Origin of the sequence: Bizionia argentinensis JUB59 (assembly GCF_000224335.1) — a bacterium.
Taxonomy (GTDB): Bacteria; Bacteroidota; Bacteroidia; order Flavobacteriales; family Flavobacteriaceae; genus Algorimicrobium; species Algorimicrobium argentinense.
This window is the reverse complement of the sequence record NZ_AFXZ01000034.1, coordinates 67,627-85,472: the sequence shown is the minus strand read 5'-3', so window position 1 is coordinate 85,472 and position 17,846 is coordinate 67,627. Positions and strand designations below refer to the sequence as shown.

General features: G+C 33.6%; 14 protein-coding genes. 6 read left to right on the top strand and 8 right to left on the bottom strand.

The annotated features are described in order from the left end of the window. Positions 1–10: 10 nt before the first annotated feature. Positions 11–5,011: a translocation/assembly module TamB domain-containing protein gene (locus BZARG_RS09535; RefSeq protein ID WP_008637871.1), complete on the bottom strand. Its 5,001-nt coding sequence runs from the start codon at positions 5,009–5,011 to the stop codon at positions 11–13. Between the two features lie 305 nt (positions 5,012–5,316). Between BZARG_RS09535 and BZARG_RS15875 the strand changes: the two genes are divergently transcribed. Beyond that, positions 5,317–5,487 (top strand): hypothetical protein, encoded by a 171-nt coding sequence (locus BZARG_RS15875; RefSeq protein WP_008637854.1) that lies wholly within the window; start codon positions 5,317–5,319, stop codon positions 5,485–5,487. A 226-nt stretch (positions 5,488–5,713) separates the two neighbouring features. Here BZARG_RS15875 and BZARG_RS09530 read toward each other — a convergent pair whose 3' ends face one another. The 6 genes from BZARG_RS09530 to BZARG_RS09505 all read right to left on the bottom strand — a co-directional run bounded on the left by BZARG_RS09530 (position 5,714) and on the right by BZARG_RS09505 (position 13,019). Next, positions 5,714–7,642: a M1 family metallopeptidase gene (locus BZARG_RS09530; protein ID WP_008637856.1), complete on the bottom strand. Its 1,929-nt coding sequence runs from the start codon at positions 7,640–7,642 to the stop codon at positions 5,714–5,716. Positions 7,643–7,892: 250 nt separating this feature from the next. Beyond that, complete coding sequence (locus BZARG_RS09525) at positions 7,893–8,102, bottom strand: hypothetical protein (RefSeq protein WP_008637768.1); 210 nt, start codon at positions 8,100–8,102, stop codon at positions 7,893–7,895. Between the two features lie 271 nt (positions 8,103–8,373). After that, positions 8,374–9,093: a DsbA family oxidoreductase gene (locus BZARG_RS09520; RefSeq protein ID WP_008637858.1), complete on the bottom strand. Its 720-nt coding sequence runs from the start codon at positions 9,091–9,093 to the stop codon at positions 8,374–8,376. Positions 9,094–9,347: 254 nt separating this feature from the next. Then, complete coding sequence (locus tag BZARG_RS09515; protein ID WP_008637841.1) at positions 9,348–9,731, bottom strand: acyl-CoA thioesterase; 384 nt, start codon at positions 9,729–9,731, stop codon at positions 9,348–9,350. A 206-nt stretch (positions 9,732–9,937) separates the two neighbouring features. Next, positions 9,938–11,743: a ribonucleoside-diphosphate reductase subunit alpha gene (locus BZARG_RS09510; RefSeq protein ID WP_040288417.1), complete on the bottom strand. Its 1,806-nt coding sequence runs from the start codon at positions 11,741–11,743 to the stop codon at positions 9,938–9,940. A gap of 1 nt (position 11,744) precedes the next feature. After that, positions 11,745–13,019 carry a ribonucleotide-diphosphate reductase subunit beta gene (locus BZARG_RS09505; protein ID WP_008637659.1) on the bottom strand — a complete coding sequence of 425 codons (1,275 nt, stop codon included), beginning with the start codon at positions 13,017–13,019 and terminating at the stop codon, positions 11,745–11,747. A gap of 746 nt (positions 13,020–13,765) precedes the next feature. On the opposite strand from BZARG_RS09505, the gene BZARG_RS09500 reads away from it, so the two are divergent. Both BZARG_RS09500 and BZARG_RS09495 read left to right on the top strand, forming a co-directional pair. Continuing rightward, positions 13,766–14,386, top strand: a complete 621-nt coding sequence (locus tag BZARG_RS09500) for a hypothetical protein (RefSeq protein WP_008637845.1) — start codon at positions 13,766–13,768, stop codon at positions 14,384–14,386. 86 nt (positions 14,387–14,472) lie between these two features. After that, positions 14,473–14,847 carry a hypothetical protein gene (locus BZARG_RS09495; protein WP_040288395.1) on the top strand — a complete coding sequence of 125 codons (375 nt, stop codon included), beginning with the start codon at positions 14,473–14,475 and terminating at the stop codon, positions 14,845–14,847. 59 nt (positions 14,848–14,906) lie between these two features. Here BZARG_RS09495 and BZARG_RS15785 read toward each other — a convergent pair whose 3' ends face one another. After that, positions 14,907–15,071: a hypothetical protein gene (locus BZARG_RS15785; RefSeq protein WP_008637635.1), complete on the bottom strand. Its 165-nt coding sequence runs from the start codon at positions 15,069–15,071 to the stop codon at positions 14,907–14,909. A gap of 262 nt (positions 15,072–15,333) precedes the next feature. On the opposite strand from BZARG_RS15785, the gene BZARG_RS09490 reads away from it, so the two are divergent. The 3 genes from BZARG_RS09490 to BZARG_RS09480 are packed head-to-tail and all read left to right on the top strand — an operon-like array spanning position 15,334 to position 17,738. Beyond that, positions 15,334–15,684 (top strand): hypothetical protein, encoded by a 351-nt coding sequence (locus tag BZARG_RS09490; RefSeq protein ID WP_008637641.1) that lies wholly within the window; start codon positions 15,334–15,336, stop codon positions 15,682–15,684. Positions 15,685–15,686: 2 nt separating this feature from the next. Beyond that, the gene (locus BZARG_RS15275) at positions 15,687–16,607 is read left to right on the top strand and encodes a VWA domain-containing protein (RefSeq protein ID WP_008637666.1); all 921 of its coding nucleotides are present in this window, start codon (positions 15,687–15,689) and stop codon (positions 16,605–16,607) included. Then, positions 16,608–17,738 (top strand): adenylosuccinate synthetase, encoded by a 1,131-nt coding sequence (locus BZARG_RS09480; RefSeq protein WP_008637824.1) that lies wholly within the window; start codon positions 16,608–16,610, stop codon positions 17,736–17,738. Positions 17,739–17,846 lie beyond the last annotated feature (108 nt).

Sequence of the window (17,846 nt, the reverse complement as noted above, 5' to 3'; positions counted from 1 at the left end):
ATTTTTATATTTAGTTCTTTTTATCTTCAATGCTATTATCAATTGCAGCTTCTTCTTCCTTGCGTTTTTCTTTAGCGGCTTTCTTTTTAGCTTTTTTTCGCTCTTTTTCTTCCTTCTCTTGTTCGGTTTCCGCTTTAAATAGAGCATCCCAAAGCTCGTTATATTTATTAAATTCCTGTGTAAAAATCACGGCGATACCGCTAACAACGGTTTGCCCATCAATGACATTTTCAAACTCATTTCTACTAAAACCTTTTAAACGATACCGACCACTTTCGGTTAATAAGTACTCAATACTCACGTTACCTATTATAGGTGTTTCTTCTCCTGTGGAACTACTACCTTCAATATCTACTTCACTACCAACACGAACAATTAACCGGTCGTCAAACAATTTTTTCTGTGCTGCAATATCCAATTGAGTACGCTGTTGCGGAGATGTTCCTTGATAATCTGTGAAGCTATTAAGTCCGAAATCGAGTTCGAAACCAGAACTCCCTAATAGTTTATCTGAAAACATATTTAATTGATCTGAAACGGCATCATTTAAGTTATCTCGGGCAATTGAAGCCACACCACCAGAACTTCCGTCACTTCCTGGATCTGGATAGAATCGATTCAATACTAAAAGTGAAAACACTTGTCTGTTTAATTCGTCTTCCTGATTATTTAATTGCTGAATCCTGCTATACACTTGTCCACCTATTGCACCTTGCTTCTCTTCAGGCATATCTAAATTAAAGGCAATCTCTGGCTCCAATAATTGTCCATCGATATTCAAAAACACATAGAATGGCAACACTTGACGGAATTTCCCCTTAACGGCAGGATCAATACCAGAATACATTGGCGCCATTAATGCCGAGGCAGAAGACTCTACTTGGTAAACTGCTTTTACATCTAATTTGGCATCAAAAGGATCACCGGACCAAGTGACACGACTACCAGGGACCAGGTTAAATTTACGGTTTACTATTTTATATAAGTTTAACTCATAATGTCCAGAAGAAACTTCATAAACACCGGAAAGGGTTAGATTTCCATTTGGATTCATGGTCATATTAAAATCACCTTCGCCGGAGACTTTAAAGTTATCGCCCGTTTCTTCATCAATAATTAAAGTTACAGCTGCTTCCTTACCAATTTTTAAAAGTGCGGTTATATCTATTCCTGTTATTCTGGCCGTTTTTTCATTAGTCCGGGTTAAAATAGCATCTGGATTTTCCCGGTTAACAAAAACGACTACACCATCGCGTTCTTCTATATTTACTGTAGCAGATGGTAAAACGTAGGTAACGTCTGTATCGGAAGTTACCGTCATATCCATATCTATTTTCGGAATTTGTAAGTCGCCTGTTATTTTAGCACTCCCATCAAAACTCACTTTTCCGTATAGAAAATCGTTATCCTCTTTTGTGGCATTTAGCACTTGAAAATTGTCTGCGTTTACTTGTAAGTCGAAAGTAGGATTGATAAAGCTTTCAGACCCTATTTTGCCAGACATTTCAAATGTATTCTTGTTTGCATCGCGGATGGTGAAACTGTTCATGGACAATCCGGAATTATCAATACTTAAAGTTTCATTACGTAAGGCAAAAGCTGAATTAAACATGGCGATCTTAAAATTGGCATCATTAAAATCCAATTCCCCTTCATATAACGGTTCTTTTGTAGTGCCATTTAATGTGAATTTCCCTGAAAAACTTCCCGATGTTTCTGTTATTTCACCTTGAGTAAACCCAGTTATGGCTGTCATATTAAATTTATTAATATCCAGATTTAAATCTAGATCTGCACCAGATTGACTAGCTATATAGTCGCCTTCCAGGTCCAAATCAATTTCACCACCCTTCATGTGTGCATTAAAATCATAACTATTACCTCCAAGAGATTTAGCATTTATATCTACCACACCTAAATCCACATCCATCATGCGGAAATCTGAAATATCTAAATCTGCCACAATACCTGTATCGGTAAATGGATCTTCTAAGATAAAATCGCCATTTAAATTACCAGCAGCTAAATCTACATTCGGATTTAAATAATTTAAAAATTCACTTAATTTAAAGTTTTTAAAATTGACTGCAATATGTTCTTTAGCAACGTCTGCTAATTTATCGGTGATTTCAAATGATTGGTTCCCTTTACTAAATTGGAATTCGTTAAACTCTAATTTCTTTGGATAAATGAGCATTTCATTAGACTCTGGAACAGTCCATGGCGTTTTATTAATGACCAAATTATCGGGTTTCACGTGAAAACGAAGTGCATCACTAGTACCTGTAACTTCACTAAAAATTTGAGCTAAAACCTCCTTTTTATGGAAGGCTGTGAACTCTAGTGCTAACTCGTTGTTAACTTGATTACCAGAAATAATTGTTTTTTGAATATCTAAAGGACCAGCTACAACGTTATTAAAGCCTAAATTAAAATTAAATTTATCTGCGTCGGTATTCATGGTAAAAGCCAAGCTATCCAGCGTCATATCGCTGTAATTAATATGCGGCGCGGTAATATTAGCTTTCAGTTTACGCTCTGATTCTATATAATCTACTACTAGACTAATGGTATCAAGATCTTTTACATTAACCAAAAAGACCTCATTTAGAATAGGCGATTGGCTTATTTTTCCTCGCAATTTTAAATTCACAGGATTACCTAAGCTATCCGCTGTTTTAAAGTCTCGATAAAAGTAACTTAAAACGTGACTTCTTATGGACTTCGTCCACGTTTCGGGATCGGCGTTAGATTGAAGTTGTAGATCCACCATTTTATTTCTTATGGAAACCGATGTCGTATCGCTACGCACATGAGCCAAAGCATCCAATTTACCGAGTAAGTAACTTTTATCGTCGTAAACAAAAACGCCTTCATCTACAATGGTTGCCACATCGAAATCAGTGCCATTACCTTTAAAATCAGCATAAATCTTCATTGCTGTTTTTACATTCCGATCCATAAGTCCCAGTGCTTGTAAATCCGCCCCAATAATATCCAATTCGGCTGTAGCTTCAGGTAAAATAGAGTCTAAAATAACGGTAGCATATAAATTAGCATTCAAGTTTCTATCCTTATAATTAGACGTCAAAGTTCCAGAACCATTTTTAATATCGCCAATTAATTTTAAATCGTTTACATTATAATTATTGTATTTAAAACTCGACACCGTGGCTTCTAGAGTTGCATCCAAATTATTAATATTATCACCTTTTCCTTGAGCTATAACTTTTAAATTTAAGGTACCTAATTGCTCATTCTTTAGAAGTTCATTCAGTTTATAATCTTGAATTTCTAAATCGGCATTAAATTCTAAAGTCTCACCGCTTTTAAATTGCCCCTCCACTTTAGCAATACCTTGCGAGGTTGTTAAAGTCGCATTGGCAACTATATCGTTAAGGCTTCCTTTTGCGTTACCAACTAGTTTTACGTCTGCCGGTAAACTAACACCCAATTCTTCCTCTTTAACAAATTGAACAATATCTGTTCGTTTTGTAATAGCTGAAAAAGCAGGAATATTAAATACTAAATTTCCTGGTTTGGTAACATTTTGGATTTTTCCATTAGCTGAAATCTTCGTGCTATTCCAATCAACTATCATTTTGGATACGTTAATATCCGACAAATAACCATCCGCTTTTAAGCTTCCAGAAACAGGCTTTTTACTTAAAGCCAAGAGATATTCGTTTTCTTTTAAATCGGGTTGAATTAGAAATAAATCTCTAAGAGACACTTTAAAGTTCGGCATATTTAATGCGACTTTAGATTGGTCTGGCGCTTGTATTAATTTCGCTAAAGACGGATAGTCTAGTTGAAAATTTCCTTGTAACGAATTATTATTTAAAGCCGTTTTTAAATCATAAATTTTGAGCTGCTTATCTGATGCATTTAAGTTGAAATTCAAGGATTTTAAATTAATCCCTGAAATTTCTTTAAATGAAGCCTCATCCATTTGCAATTCGGCAATTTTATCTTTCAGTACAATTTCTTCTGCTTTCAGATTAATGTTTGTTAATTGAATTGCATTGGAATTAAAAACACCTTTTTTACCTTTTTCATTATTCACAAAATAACTAAAATTGTTGTTTTCTAAATCTATTTCGCCAATAACAAATTGTATGCTTGGCCATTCAAATGCTTTAATATCTTGCTCAATATCTTCAGAAACATCTTTAACTTTTTGGGTAACGGCATTATTCTCCATTTCAGTTTTGAGGGTTATGGATGAGTTTTTAAGACTAAACGCATCAACTTCAAAAAGTTCATCGGCTAAATCGATATTCGGAATTTCAGCGTATAATTCTTTAACATCTATAATGGCAGCTATTTTATTGGCGTCACTTTGGTAATCGGCATAAACATTGGTCAGCTTTAATTCGTCGACAGTTATTAACGGCAACGTGGTATTTTCTGAATCCGGTGTATCAGGAACTGGTGTTTGTATAAACTTAATGTTACTATCTACTAATTCCAAATGGGACGCTTTAAACGTCATAGTTTCTAAATCGGTTTTATCCATGTTAGCATGGAGTTTACCAATTTTATAACGACTATCAATACCTGTAACAGCGTCGTTATAAACCACATCAAAATCGTTTAGACGCAGTTTACCTAAAATTAAATTTAAAGGCGCAGATGTGGAATCGGCAGGAACTTCGGTATTTTTTTCTGAAGCAAAAGCATCAATAATAAACTGGAAATTAAAACCTTCAATACTATCTTTTCTAGTAACATTAGCACGAACACCGTTCCAATATAAAGCATCGACACCAATACCATTTCCACGAATTATAGACCAGATTGGCGCATTGGCTTCTAATGTTTTGGAATATATAAGTGTATCGCCTTTGGTATCCTCTAGATATAAACCGTTTAATTGAACGTTACCATCAAAAGTGACAAACAGTTTTTCAACTTCTACCTTGGTTTTTGTTTTGTTAGAAAGAAACGAAACCGCTTCGGTAACAATAATGTCTTGGCCCCAAGGGCTTCTAATAAAAAGAATCAGCAAAAATAAAAGTAGGAGGATACTGAGAATAATCCACCCGATTATTCTTAAGAATCTAAACCGTTTTTTTTCTTCTTAACGGGCTGCTGTATATCTTTATTTTCAGTCTTTTCCAATCAATTTATTTGAAATACAAATTTATTATTTTAATCAATGTGAATGTACTTTAATGGGATTATTAATGCCTTTAAAACGGAAATGTTATGATTAAATTTAACTAATAATGACAATTTTAGAACTATAGTTCATTTTTTAGTTCAAATTTGATCCTTTTCTCGTACTTTTCTCCCGTATAAAAACACACTGTCATGCCAAAACCTAAAGGTCAGAAAAACACAAAAAACAAGGCCCAACATACCAAGCTTCTCAATAGAAAAATTGACAAGAAAAAAGCAGAAAAAGTTTTACGTAAAGAACGTCTTAAAGCTATTATTAAAAAGTCAAAGGAAGAGGAAGAAGGAGAAGGAGAAGGAGCTTGAATTTAAAGTTCTAGCTCAATAACAATTTTTGTTAAATTTTATAGTTTTGCTTTTAAAGAATGCCAACGCTCATGATAGATTCAGCTTAAAAGTATTTTAAGGATTAGCTGTGTCACACATAGAAACTAATTGTCCTCAAACTATTTTATCAATAAAAATGCCTCTAAAAACAAATGTTTTCAGAGGCATTTTTTATAATACTAACTTAATTTTTAAATAATAATAATTACTCTTTAGTCCAAGTATCATTAGCAGTATCAATATCGGCCAACATTTTGTTTGGATCCAACACAACTTGCTTTACGTCCTTTTTAGTCTTTAAAAGGTGCGTCCAGCTATTACCACGTTGCCAGATTTCTACTGGAAGTGAAACGTTTTCTGTTGTATTGTCTGTATAAGTCACTTGAAGCTCAACGGGCATTGGAATTTCTCCGTTATTTTCAACTGTTATAAGATAATTACCTTCATGAGGTTTCACTGAAGAAACACCCATTTCTATGTTGCCATTACCATAAAACCATCCTTTCCAAAAATAAGATAAATCCTCTCCTGCAACATTCTCCATATGATTAAAGAAATCATTTGGTTGTGGATGTTTGTATGCCCAATGACGAATATAACTCTTGAAAGCATTATCAAAACGCTCCGTACCCAAAATATATTCGCGCAGCATAAAAAGTCCTGCTGCAGGTTTGTAATATGCCGTATAACCCAAGTTTCTTGCATGAGCTACTTCTGGAGACGTTTCAATTCCCTCACGATTCTCAAAAGTAAGATACCTTACTAAGCCACGAGGTTTATCTGTATTTGTAGGATATTCTCCATCATTAAAAGCTGCCGTACTATAATGGTTTATAAACGTATTTAACCCTTCATCCATCCAAGGATAACGACGCTCATTAGTACCAACAATCATTGGGAACCAATTGTGCCCAAATTCATGATCAGTTACACCCCATAAGCTTGCACCTTTGCTTTTGTAACCGCAAAAACTAACACCTGGATACTCCATACCACCAACATTTGCTGCAACATTAATAGCATTATAATACGGATAAGGATAATATGTTTTTGAATAAAATTCTACAGAGTTTTTAGTATATTCGGTAGAGCGTGTCCAAGCTGCTGTACCATCACTTTCTATAGGGTATACAGATTGCGCCATTCCCATTTTCCCATTTCCAAGATCCATACGAGCTGCGTCCCAAATAAATGCTTTTGAAGAAGCCCAAGCTACATCACGCGTGTTCTCCATTTTGAAATGCCATGTTAAAGTTCCATTAGTTTTAGCGTTAGAACTTGACTTACCAACCTCATCTGGCTTGATAATATACACTGTTTTATCACTTTTTTCAGCTTCAGAAAAACGATTTTGTTGCGTTTTAGTCAACACATCTTTTGGGTTTTGCAATACACCTGAACACACAACAGTTTGATCTGCAGCGGCTGTAATTTTCACATCAAAATCACCATATTCACAATAAAACTCACCTGCACCTAAATAAGGTTCTGTATTCCATCCTACAACATCATCAAAAACTGCTACACGCGGATACCATTGGGCCATAGCGTAAATAACACCTTTTTCTGTTTCTAATCTTCCCATACGATCCATTCCTTCCACAGGAACTTTGAATTTAAAATTCATTTTTATGGTAACCTCACCGCCTTTGGCAGCTAATGGTTTATCCAGGAAAATTTGCATTCTAGTATCTGTAATTAAATGCTTTGAAGATGTTCCTGTTTTTGTTTTTGCTGTAACTTCAGATAATTCATAACCGCCTTCAACATCACCACTGTATCTACTTCCAAGTACTGATGTGGTTAATGTACCACGAGAGTTTTCGGTAAAACGATTCTGCTCCAAATAAAGCCAAATAAATTCTAAAGTTTCTGGGCTGTTGTTCGTATATTGAATTGTAACATTACCTGTAACAGTATGGTTTTCATCATCCAAAGATACTTCTAAATTATAATCGGCGGAATTTTGCCAATATTCAGGCCCTGGCTTACCAGAGGCTGAACGGTAAACATTTCCCTCACGGTAAGAAAAATCGTCAAATAAATGTTGATTGCCATAATTAGTTTCTTGGGCAACAATTGAAAAGGAAAAAGCTAACAACAATAAGAAGATGCTGTTTTTAAAATACTTCATAGTTTCGAATTTTTTAAATTAGTGCTGATTTACAAAGATACTCATTTAGGTAGGAAACTAAAACTATCATTTAACTACTAATAGGATTGACAGTATTAAAGAATTAAGACCCTTACTAGCGTGAGGCAGCCGATTCGCTTTTAGAACCATTCTCGAAAATTATTGGGAAAGATTAAATTCCTATAACATTGAAAACATAGAGTTTGAAACAAATAATTTCTCCGTATTTTATTTTTGAATAAAGTTAGCTTTAAATTGGTGTTTTAAAATACATAATAAAAAGGATCAATATTGGTAAATTCATAATTGCTAACATTCCCAAACATCCTTTCGACACTATTCTTCCAATTTTTTGATCGCGTCCACTTTTTGTTAATGGAATTCCAATTTTACGTGAGACTTTAGCTTTTGCTGCAGAATAACCACTTAATCTTTCCCAAGAAAACCCACCCTTATTCATAATAGATTATTTAATGATTTAAGATAATTAATTAAGGTAGTTAAATCAACAATAAAAACCAATTATGGTTGTATTCAGAATTAAAAAAAACAATTAAATCTTACGTTTACACACTATAAGAGAGAAATTTAAGAACTCTTTCTTCTATAATAAATGATTTGTATATTGTTTTTTTAAAAACAATAAGCCCATCAAAAAAGATGGGCTTATACTAAAAATCCTATAAGTTCTTATGTTTATTACATGAGAAATTTAATCTATATCGTTTTTCTTATTCACAAACACCGTCTGGTGTGCAACTTTGTCCTTTAGTAACTTCCAGTTTTACTTCAGGGTTTTGCTCTCGCCATTTAGCAAATGCTTTCTCTAAATTTTCTGAAAATGCTTCAGATGGTTGTGCTCCAGAAACGGCGAATTTTCTATCTAACACAAAAAATGGAACCCCACGAACACCAACATGTTGCCCTTCTTGAATATCCTGTTTTACAAAATAAGCATATTGATCGTCCGTAAACGCTGTTTGTAATTCGGTTTCATCTAAGCCTATTTCCTTTCCTAATTGAGTTAAAGTATCCAAATCAGCTATGTTTTTTCCTTCGGTAAAAAAAGCTAAAAATAAGCGTTCTTCTGCTTGATCGCCTAAATCTTTTGTTTTTGCAAACTGAATGAACTTGTGCGCATGTATAGAATTAACCATAACTGCTTTATCCAAATTGTAGTCTAATCCTACTTGCTTGGCAGATTCAGTCACATTATCTAACATACTCGTTACCTGCTCGGCACTCATTCCTTTATTTTTTATAAGATAATCCTGATAACTATCTGTTGGAACTTCAGGAATTGTAGGATCTAACTGGTAGCTTTTCCATACGACTTCAATATGATTTTTGTCGGTGAATTGCTCAAGAGCAGCTTCAAAATTACGCTTTCCGATATAGCAAAATGGGCACATTACGTCACTCCAAATTTCTACTTTCATTTTGTTTTCCATTTGTATTTTATTTACTGAATTAAATTCCTGTTTATGAGTGCCATTGCAAAGTAAGTTACCTTATAATGGACAGTATCATTCCAAAGTTAGTCACCAAATAATATATACCTTACAAAATGGAAACAGTCGCTATCTTATAACATTAATGATGGATAAACATAAAGACTGGTCAAATAATTATCGGGGTAATTAGAATTAAAGACTTTAAAAACTATATGATTTTTTCTATAGAGGTTTGTACTAAAAGTGACTACTTAAAGTACCTTTACTGGTTTTTTATTTTCATCTACTGCAACAAATGTAAACTCTCCTGAAACTGCTTTTTCTCGACTTTCAGAATACATTTCCTCAACAAAGATATCGACCCGCACTTTTAAACTCGTGTTTCCTACATGTGTTACATATCCGCGTAATTCTATAATAGTCCCAGCAGGAATAGGTCTTTTAAAATCAATTTTATCACTACTTACTGTTAGCATTTGTTGACGGCTAAATCTCGTGGATGTTATAAACGCTGTTTCATCCATTAACTGCATAGCTGTTCCTCCAAATAAGGTGTCATAATGATTTGTTGTGTTCGGAAAAACGGCTTTAAAAATGGTTGTTGCCGATTTATCAATGCGTTCTTGTATTGTCATATTTATTTTTTTATGTCGTTAAAAATGAGTCACTAATCGACTACAATAATATTGTTTTTATTCCAAATCTGTATTAAATTATTAGTCTAAAGGCAGTAAAAATTCAAAGTCATTCCAATCATATAACATTCAATTTCTTTCAGAAAATGAAAAACCCATCTTTTCAGACGGGTTTTACTGTAATTTTAAAAGTTACTTATTAGCAATTATGCTTCGCAACTTATACAATCTTTTTTCTGTTTAAATTTCTGCGCTGCATTCATACTATGCTGATAATAGAGGGATTTTAAACCTAATTTCCATGCGGTAATATGAATTTTATTTATATCCTTAACAGGCATATCTGGATGTACAATAATGTTAACAGACTGGCCTTGATCAATATGATTCTGACGGTTGGCTGCTTGATAAATAATGTCCATCTGATCGATTTCAGAATAGGTTTTAAATACGTCTTTTTCATTATCTGTTAAGAAATCAAGATGCTGCACAGAACCATCAAAATCGCGAATACTACGCCATACCTCTTGTGTATTATGCCCTTTTTCTTCTAATAAATCCTCTAGATATGAGTTTTTAATCGTTGTTTTAATCTTCGCAATATCTTTCACATAAATATTAGACCAAATTGGTTCAATCCCTTGAGATACTTGACCTAAAATAAAAGCTGATGATGTTGTTGGTGCAATAGCATTTAAGGTGGCATTACGTCTGCCATAACCCTTAAGAACTTTTGGTTCACCAAATATTTCAGCTAACTCCGCTGAAGCTGAATAGGATTTTTCCTTAATAAGTTTAAAAATATCACTATTTAAACTATAGGCTTCTTTGCTATTAAATGGCAACATTTTAGATTGTAATAAGGAGTGCCATCCTAAAACACCTAAACCTAATGCTCTGTTTTCTTTAGCAAAATTATAAGCGCGTTCCATAAATAAGAACGTTTGACGATCTTCTCTAATTTCAGAATCTCTATAGGCTTCTAATTTATCGATAAATTCCGTAATAACAGCATCTAAGAAATAGACCATCGTTTCAACTGCATCGGTATCTTTCCACTTGTCATAATGTAATACATTTACAGACGATAATACACAAACAAACGACCAGTCGTCATTGGAGGGTAACATAATTTCTGTACATAAATTACTCGCGTAAATAGTATGTTTTTCATTACGATATACATCGGCAGCTGCATTGTTAGCATTGTCTTTAAAGAAGATATATGGATAACCCATTTCGCCTCTTCTTTGAATAACTTTAGCCCAAATAGTACGTTTCTTTTCATCGCCAGCAACCATTTCTTCCATCCACTCATTGGTAACAGTAACCCCATGCGTTAATTCTTGAATTGGGTTTCCTTCTGTACCAATTTCTAAAAACTCCATAATGTCTGGATGCTCAACTGGTAAATACGGTGAAAAACGTCCACGTCTTACCGATCCTTGGCTAACCACATCCACCATAGACTCAAAAAGCTGCATAATATGAACTGCACCAGATGCTTGACCATTATTTTTTACTTCGGCACCACGAGGGCGAATTTTTCCAAAATATCCAGACGTACCACCGCCTAATTTAGACATCATTCCCACTTCAGACTGCGTGTATAATATATTACCCATATCATCAGACACATGCGATCCAAAACAACTAATAGGCAAACCTCTTTTCATTCCAAAGTTAGACCAAACTGGTGATGCTAATGAATAGAAGCCTTCAGACATATAGCCATAAAACTTATCTGAATACCCCGGTATTTGAAGAATTTCTTCTGCACGATCAGCGATTTCACGAATGCGTTGTTCGGCAGTCATACCGTTAGAAATATAACCTAATGCTAAAAAGTTTCGGCTATGTTCTGTTAACCATTCGAAACCTTTTTGCGGTTGTTGGTTATTATTTTTAAGTGCTTCTTTTCTTGATTTTACAAGTAGATCATTGTCGTTTGAAAATTTAGCTTCTGAATTTTCTGCGCTTTCTGAATTTAGGGTAAGTTTTTCGTTGTTCATGTTAAAAAAGGTCATCACTGGTTATACTTTGCGTTCTTTTACTATAATTGATTGAGCGTTTCACGAAAAAATCACCGTGTTTCGTGCCTATAATCTCATCATCAAACCATTCCGTTTCAGCCAGAAGTTTTTGATCTATTTCAAATATTTTTTCAATACCTATGCTTTCAAGAGAATCATTAAAGCGTTGTTTAATAAATTCGTTAATAACATTTTTTGGAATAAAATCCAATTCGCCATCTTCAAAAATCCAATCTATAATCTTGCTTTCTGCATCAAACGCTTCGCGACACATATCTTGAATCTTGATGCTATATTCCTCATCAAACCATTCTGGGTTTTCTGCTTTTATAATTTTTATAAGATCGATACCAAAATCGCCGTGAATTTGCTCTTCTTTAGATGTTGCTTCAACCACATTAGATATGCCTTTCAACATATTTTTATGCTTATTAAATGCCATGATAATTAGAAACTGTGAAAAAAGCGAAACGTGTTCAATAAATAATGAGAACAATAAAACAGATTCTGCGTATTCCTTATTATCGTCACTTTTTGCATTTTTTAGTGCCGTTTCTAAATACTGCACGCGTTTCATGATTACGGGTTTCTTTTTTAGGTTTTTAAACTCTTCGTTTAATCCTAAAACTTCTAATAAGTGTGAGTATGCATCATGATGGCGAACTTCACTTTCAGCAAATGTTGCTCCAACTGAACCTATTTCGGGTTTCGGCATTCTGTGATAAATTTCACCCCAGAAATTTTTAACAGCTACTTCAATTTGCGAAATAGCAAGCATGGTGTTTTTTATAGCAGTACGTTCTGGATCTGATAATAAGGTTTTAAAATCCTGAACGTCACTTGTAAAGTTAAATTCGGTATGAATCCAATATGAATGTCTAATTGCTGGCACATATTCGTATAGTTCTGGATACTCGTAAGGCTTTAAATTAATACGTTTTTCAAAAATATTACTTTTACGTTTTTTAGACTGTTCGTTTCGGTATAATATATAAGCTTTAGCTACATCAAAAAACCCACTTTCCATAAGTTTAGTTTCAACAAAGTCTTGAACCTCTTCTACGGTTGGCAAGTAATCGTTGTCCAGGTCTTTTCTTTCTAATAAAGAGGTGAAAACTTTACTCGAAATACGTTCGGCATCTACGAGTTGCCCGTGCTGCACGGCAGTCATTGCTTTTAAAATAGCATTTGTAATCTTGTTTAAATCAAAGGGTTCCGTTAGGAAATCTCTTTTTAAAACCGAAATGATTTTCATGTTTCTATATGGATTGAGGGTTTAAATATTCGCGACTATAAAGGTCTAACATTATTCTCAATATTGCACTAATTCTCTTTTTCGTTTTCCACATTGTTATCAACATTTTAGATTTTGAGGTTAAAAAATTTAATTTCTAACGTGAATAATTAAAGAGAATATTAACCTCTAAACTACGTTTGTTTATAAGCTATTCTATTTGATTTAATTAGGTGTTTTTGGAACCAAAACAGACCTGTTGATAAACAAATTAATCTGTGATTTTTATAGTGATTTTAACCTTACATATATTCCGCTTGAGAGACTAAATATTGCGACATAAGAAGCTAAAAGAGGTTTAAATTTTTTAAGTAACCTATTTTAAACCTCGAGCCAACTTAAAACACCATTGCTTTTGGATAATATTATTTATGGAATTCTAGATACTATAGAAGTAGCCGAATTCTAATCTAACTTTTATTTTCATTTAACTCCGATTACAATAGGTAAAACATAATAAGCTTGACATCATTAAATAGTTCATAAACGTCATCATTTTTAGAGTTGCAAGTGCTGCATCTTAATTCCCCTCGGAAAATCAAATGCCGATAACAACAAAGTAGATTAACTACTTCTTAAACTTTCACTACTCTCATTACCGTATTCAAAAGGTATTCAGCAAACTACTAAATATCAAAATAGCTGAATACCGTGATAAAGACCTTTATATACATCTATAAATTTGTAGTAAATAATTGAACAATATTATGAGCAATACACTTTACGGAGAAGAAAAGTCAAAAGAAGAAATAGACAAGATCAAAGAACAAACTAAAAATACCAATCAAAAAATTTATCCAATTTTAAAACCGGGAAATTGGGTTGGACTTAAAGCAGGAGCATTAAGTTCTAATTTAATAGGTTCGGATATTGATGCCAAGGTTGTTATTGGTTATGGTATGGATACGCCCGATAATTTTGTATTCCTAACAAATAGTCATTTAGAGACTATGGACGGGCCACAGATTTTAAAAGTTGCTTATGAAAATCTTGAGAATTTTGAAACAGAGTTTGAGTTTTCTGTAGCTTTACAAAACAAAGTTCTTACGTCTAGTGGATATGATTTTTCGAGTGAAAGAATTCTTTCAAAAACACACATGATGAAAGCGCATACCATGTTAAAAGCAGATGAACTACTGGTATCTATTCCAAGAAGATCTTGCATGATGGTGATTCCTAAAGATATTGAAAGTGAATTATTAAATCTATTTATACAGCTTCATAATGATGCATGGTATGATGATAGTTATGGCAACGCACCTATAGCAAACATTCTTTTTGTTGTAAAAGATGGTCGTATTACAGGACATATAGCTTTAGACGAATAATAAAGATTTAAGTAATATGCTGCATCGTCAGCTATTTTGGCGGCGGCTAACCATAGCATGTTATAACAATTTAAAAATACAAAATTTTGAAATATTTAGACTTTAGTATTAATGGCCGCGTGCAAAACTTAATGGTTGACGTGTTTGAATCTATAAGCGCCTCCAAAGAAAGAGAACTGAAAATTAGTGAACTCATGGACACACAAAGTATCTTCGAGCTCGTTTTTGAAATCGTTAAAGACACAGGTTTTTACAATCAAGATGAACATTTTAACTTAATTAAAGCTTTGAATAGCGATACTAGTGATGAAAACTCTGAAGATGCTCTATATACAACATGGGCAACTATGGGAAGCAACTTAAATAACTCCAAAACTCAGGAAGAGTTTAATGCTAAATTTGCTTTATTTGTACCTATCATTCTTAAAAGGATGGAAGCAATTAATTGCATTGAAATTTGAAGTAGTTCCTAGAAAATTGATATCATTCTCTTTTTTAGGAAAATGATAGCATTAGCGCACTAATCGTTGATGATGATTCCTAAATTTGTAAATCCATTTTTTGTCATACTGGCAAAAAAATCTGCGAGCATTTGCGTAATCAGTGGAAAATAAACATAAGCGCAGGAAAGCGTTATCCCATGTATAAAAGGTGTTTTCACCTTTAAATCCTCTATAATCTTCATTAATGAAAATTTTTAAAGTGTCTATAGAAACTGAATTTACATGAAAGTCGCTGGAAGATAAATATATTGTTGTTAAAAGTGATTTTTCATAATACTAAAGATAATTATTACACTTCAAACATTTAGTAATCGTTTTCATGGATATTATAATTCAGCTAAATATTATTCTAACATGTTTTTAATAGAATTAAATATTAAAATCACCCTTTTCAGGGATAAAATAAACGACTCTTAAATCTAACTTTGTTTCAAACAAATTTTTATGGAAGACAAAATTAAAAGTGCTGCTTTTTTAGAGTCATTAAAGCGCAATAATGATAAAATAAGAGATGATCGTGCGAGTGCTATTGCAGAAGACGCGCAGTTAATGTACAAACGAGAAACCGAAGATTTATCCCTATCATTAAAACGATTAAAACGCGAGCAAGAAAATATGCTTGATATGAGCCCTACAGATGCTAATAGTTTAGTATTGGCATCAGATTTTGATGCTAGAAATTATGTTGCTAAAGACATAGAAATGGCTATTAAAATTAGGAATTTGGAAATAAAATTAGAATTAGCCAAAAAGCGTTACACGTATTTATTTGGTGCAAAAATAGATGAACTGTAATTATGGGAGGAGGAAGATTTAGTCACGAAGCATATTCTCGATTAAGAAAATCGAAAGGATATAGTAATAAATCAAGAGAGGAAATATTTACCTCAATTAATATAGATCCAGAAATGGATCCTGCCAACATACTTTTAAGAGAGTCTAGAGATTCTCAAGAGCACCCTGAAACTGTGTCCATTATAGTAGGCCTTGATGTAACGGGCAGTATGGGATTTGTACCTGAACATATTGTAAAGGAGGCTTTGCCAGATCTTATAGGATCTTTAATGGAAGCTGGCATACAGCATCCGCAGGTTTTATTTATAGGAATAGGAGATTTTATTTATGACAAAGCACCATTGCAAATTGGCCAGTTTGAATCTTCAGCAGAATTGTTAGATCGCTGGCTAACTCGTGTTTATTTAGAAAGCGGCGGTGGCGGAAACAACCAAGAAGGCTATAACTTGGCACATTTGTTTGCAGCACGCCATACAGCTATAGACTGTTGGGAAAAAAGAAAGCAAAAAGGATTTTTATTTACAATAGGTGACGAACCTGTTTTTCCAACAATTCCCGCTGAAATTATAAAAAGATACACCTGTGTAGACGAAGCTGAAACAATTACCACAGAAGCTATTTTTAAAGAAGCACAAGAAAAATACCATGTTTTTCACATGCATTTAGAGCACAATGAATGGGCCAAACAACCTGAAAGAAAAGGAAACTGGAAAACATTACTAGGTGAGAATTTTATAGAAATTCCAGATTACAAGAAAGTAGCTAAACAAATTGCTGAAATAGTAATACAACATCACAAACCAACTTTAGAAATTAATTCTTCCGAGGTTAAAGATACTGAAGGCGCTATAGAACAACACATACCGACTTCAGAAACTAACACTTCTGATAATTCAGATACTGAAGTAGAAAATATGTTATAAATGTCAAAGTGCAGCATCGTTATAGATTTAGGTTTTGGCGATGCCGGAAAAGGTTTAACCACAGATTTTCTGGCATCGCAACATCCTGAAAAAAGCTTGGTAGTTCGGTTTTCAGGAGGCCATCAAATAGGCCATACAGTAAGTACTCAAAAACTTACGCACACATTTAGCAATTTTGGGTCAGGTACGTTGCTAGGAGTACCTACTTATTATACAGAACACACCACCTTATTTCCGCCAGCCATTTTGCAGGAAGGGGAATTTTTAAAAACATACAAACCAAAATTATTTCTTCATCCATTAGCGATGATTACAACCATTTATGATGTAGCGTACAACAGAGCTATTGAAAAACATCAAAATCACGGGTCTTGTGGCTTGGGTTTTGGTGCGACTATAGCTAGAAATAAAGAAGAAGTTCATTTTTTTGCTAACGATTTACAATTTCAATGGGTGGTGAAACAGCGTTTAATAAGTATAAAATCATACTATGAAATTAAGTTGCAAAATCAACCCAAAAGCATTCAAGAGTACTATTATAATGAGCTCAAGGATTATAATGAAGACTACTATGTAGAAACCTGTTTGGGTATTAAATCGTTTTATAGTCTAGCTTCACTTTTTGATTTGGCTACATCTTATGAACATTTTATTTTTGAAGGCAGCCAAGGTGTTTTACTAGACACTCAGCACGGGTTTCATCCACATACTACCTGGAGTAATACCACTTCTAAAAACGCTGTTAAGCTTATTAAGAAATGCCTAAATATTACTGATGTGAGTATTTATTATGTAACCCGATGTTATCAAACCCGACATGGCAATGGTCCAATGGCAGAAACAAACGCGGTTACTTTGCAGAATAACGAGAATGAGGCAAATGAGACCAATGAATTTCAAGGAGCCTTTAGATCCACAGAATTAGATGTAGAGCTACTTAATTACGCTATAAACTGTGATACTATTCATCATTTGGATTTAAAAATTCAGAAACATTTAATGATTACATGTCTTGATCAACTTCCTAGTTTTTCGTACACCAACTTACTACAAAATATGGCTACTAGTTTTAAAACTGTTTACGCCAGTTATGGCCCTATGCGTCAATTTATCAGGAAAATAAAGCTCTAATTAAGAAAAAAAAATATTGCATATGGCCTTCTAGATTCATTCCGTAGTTTTTAAAATCATCATTTTCAGTGATAAAAATTTCATGGTTGTAAAGTACTTTAGCCGTAT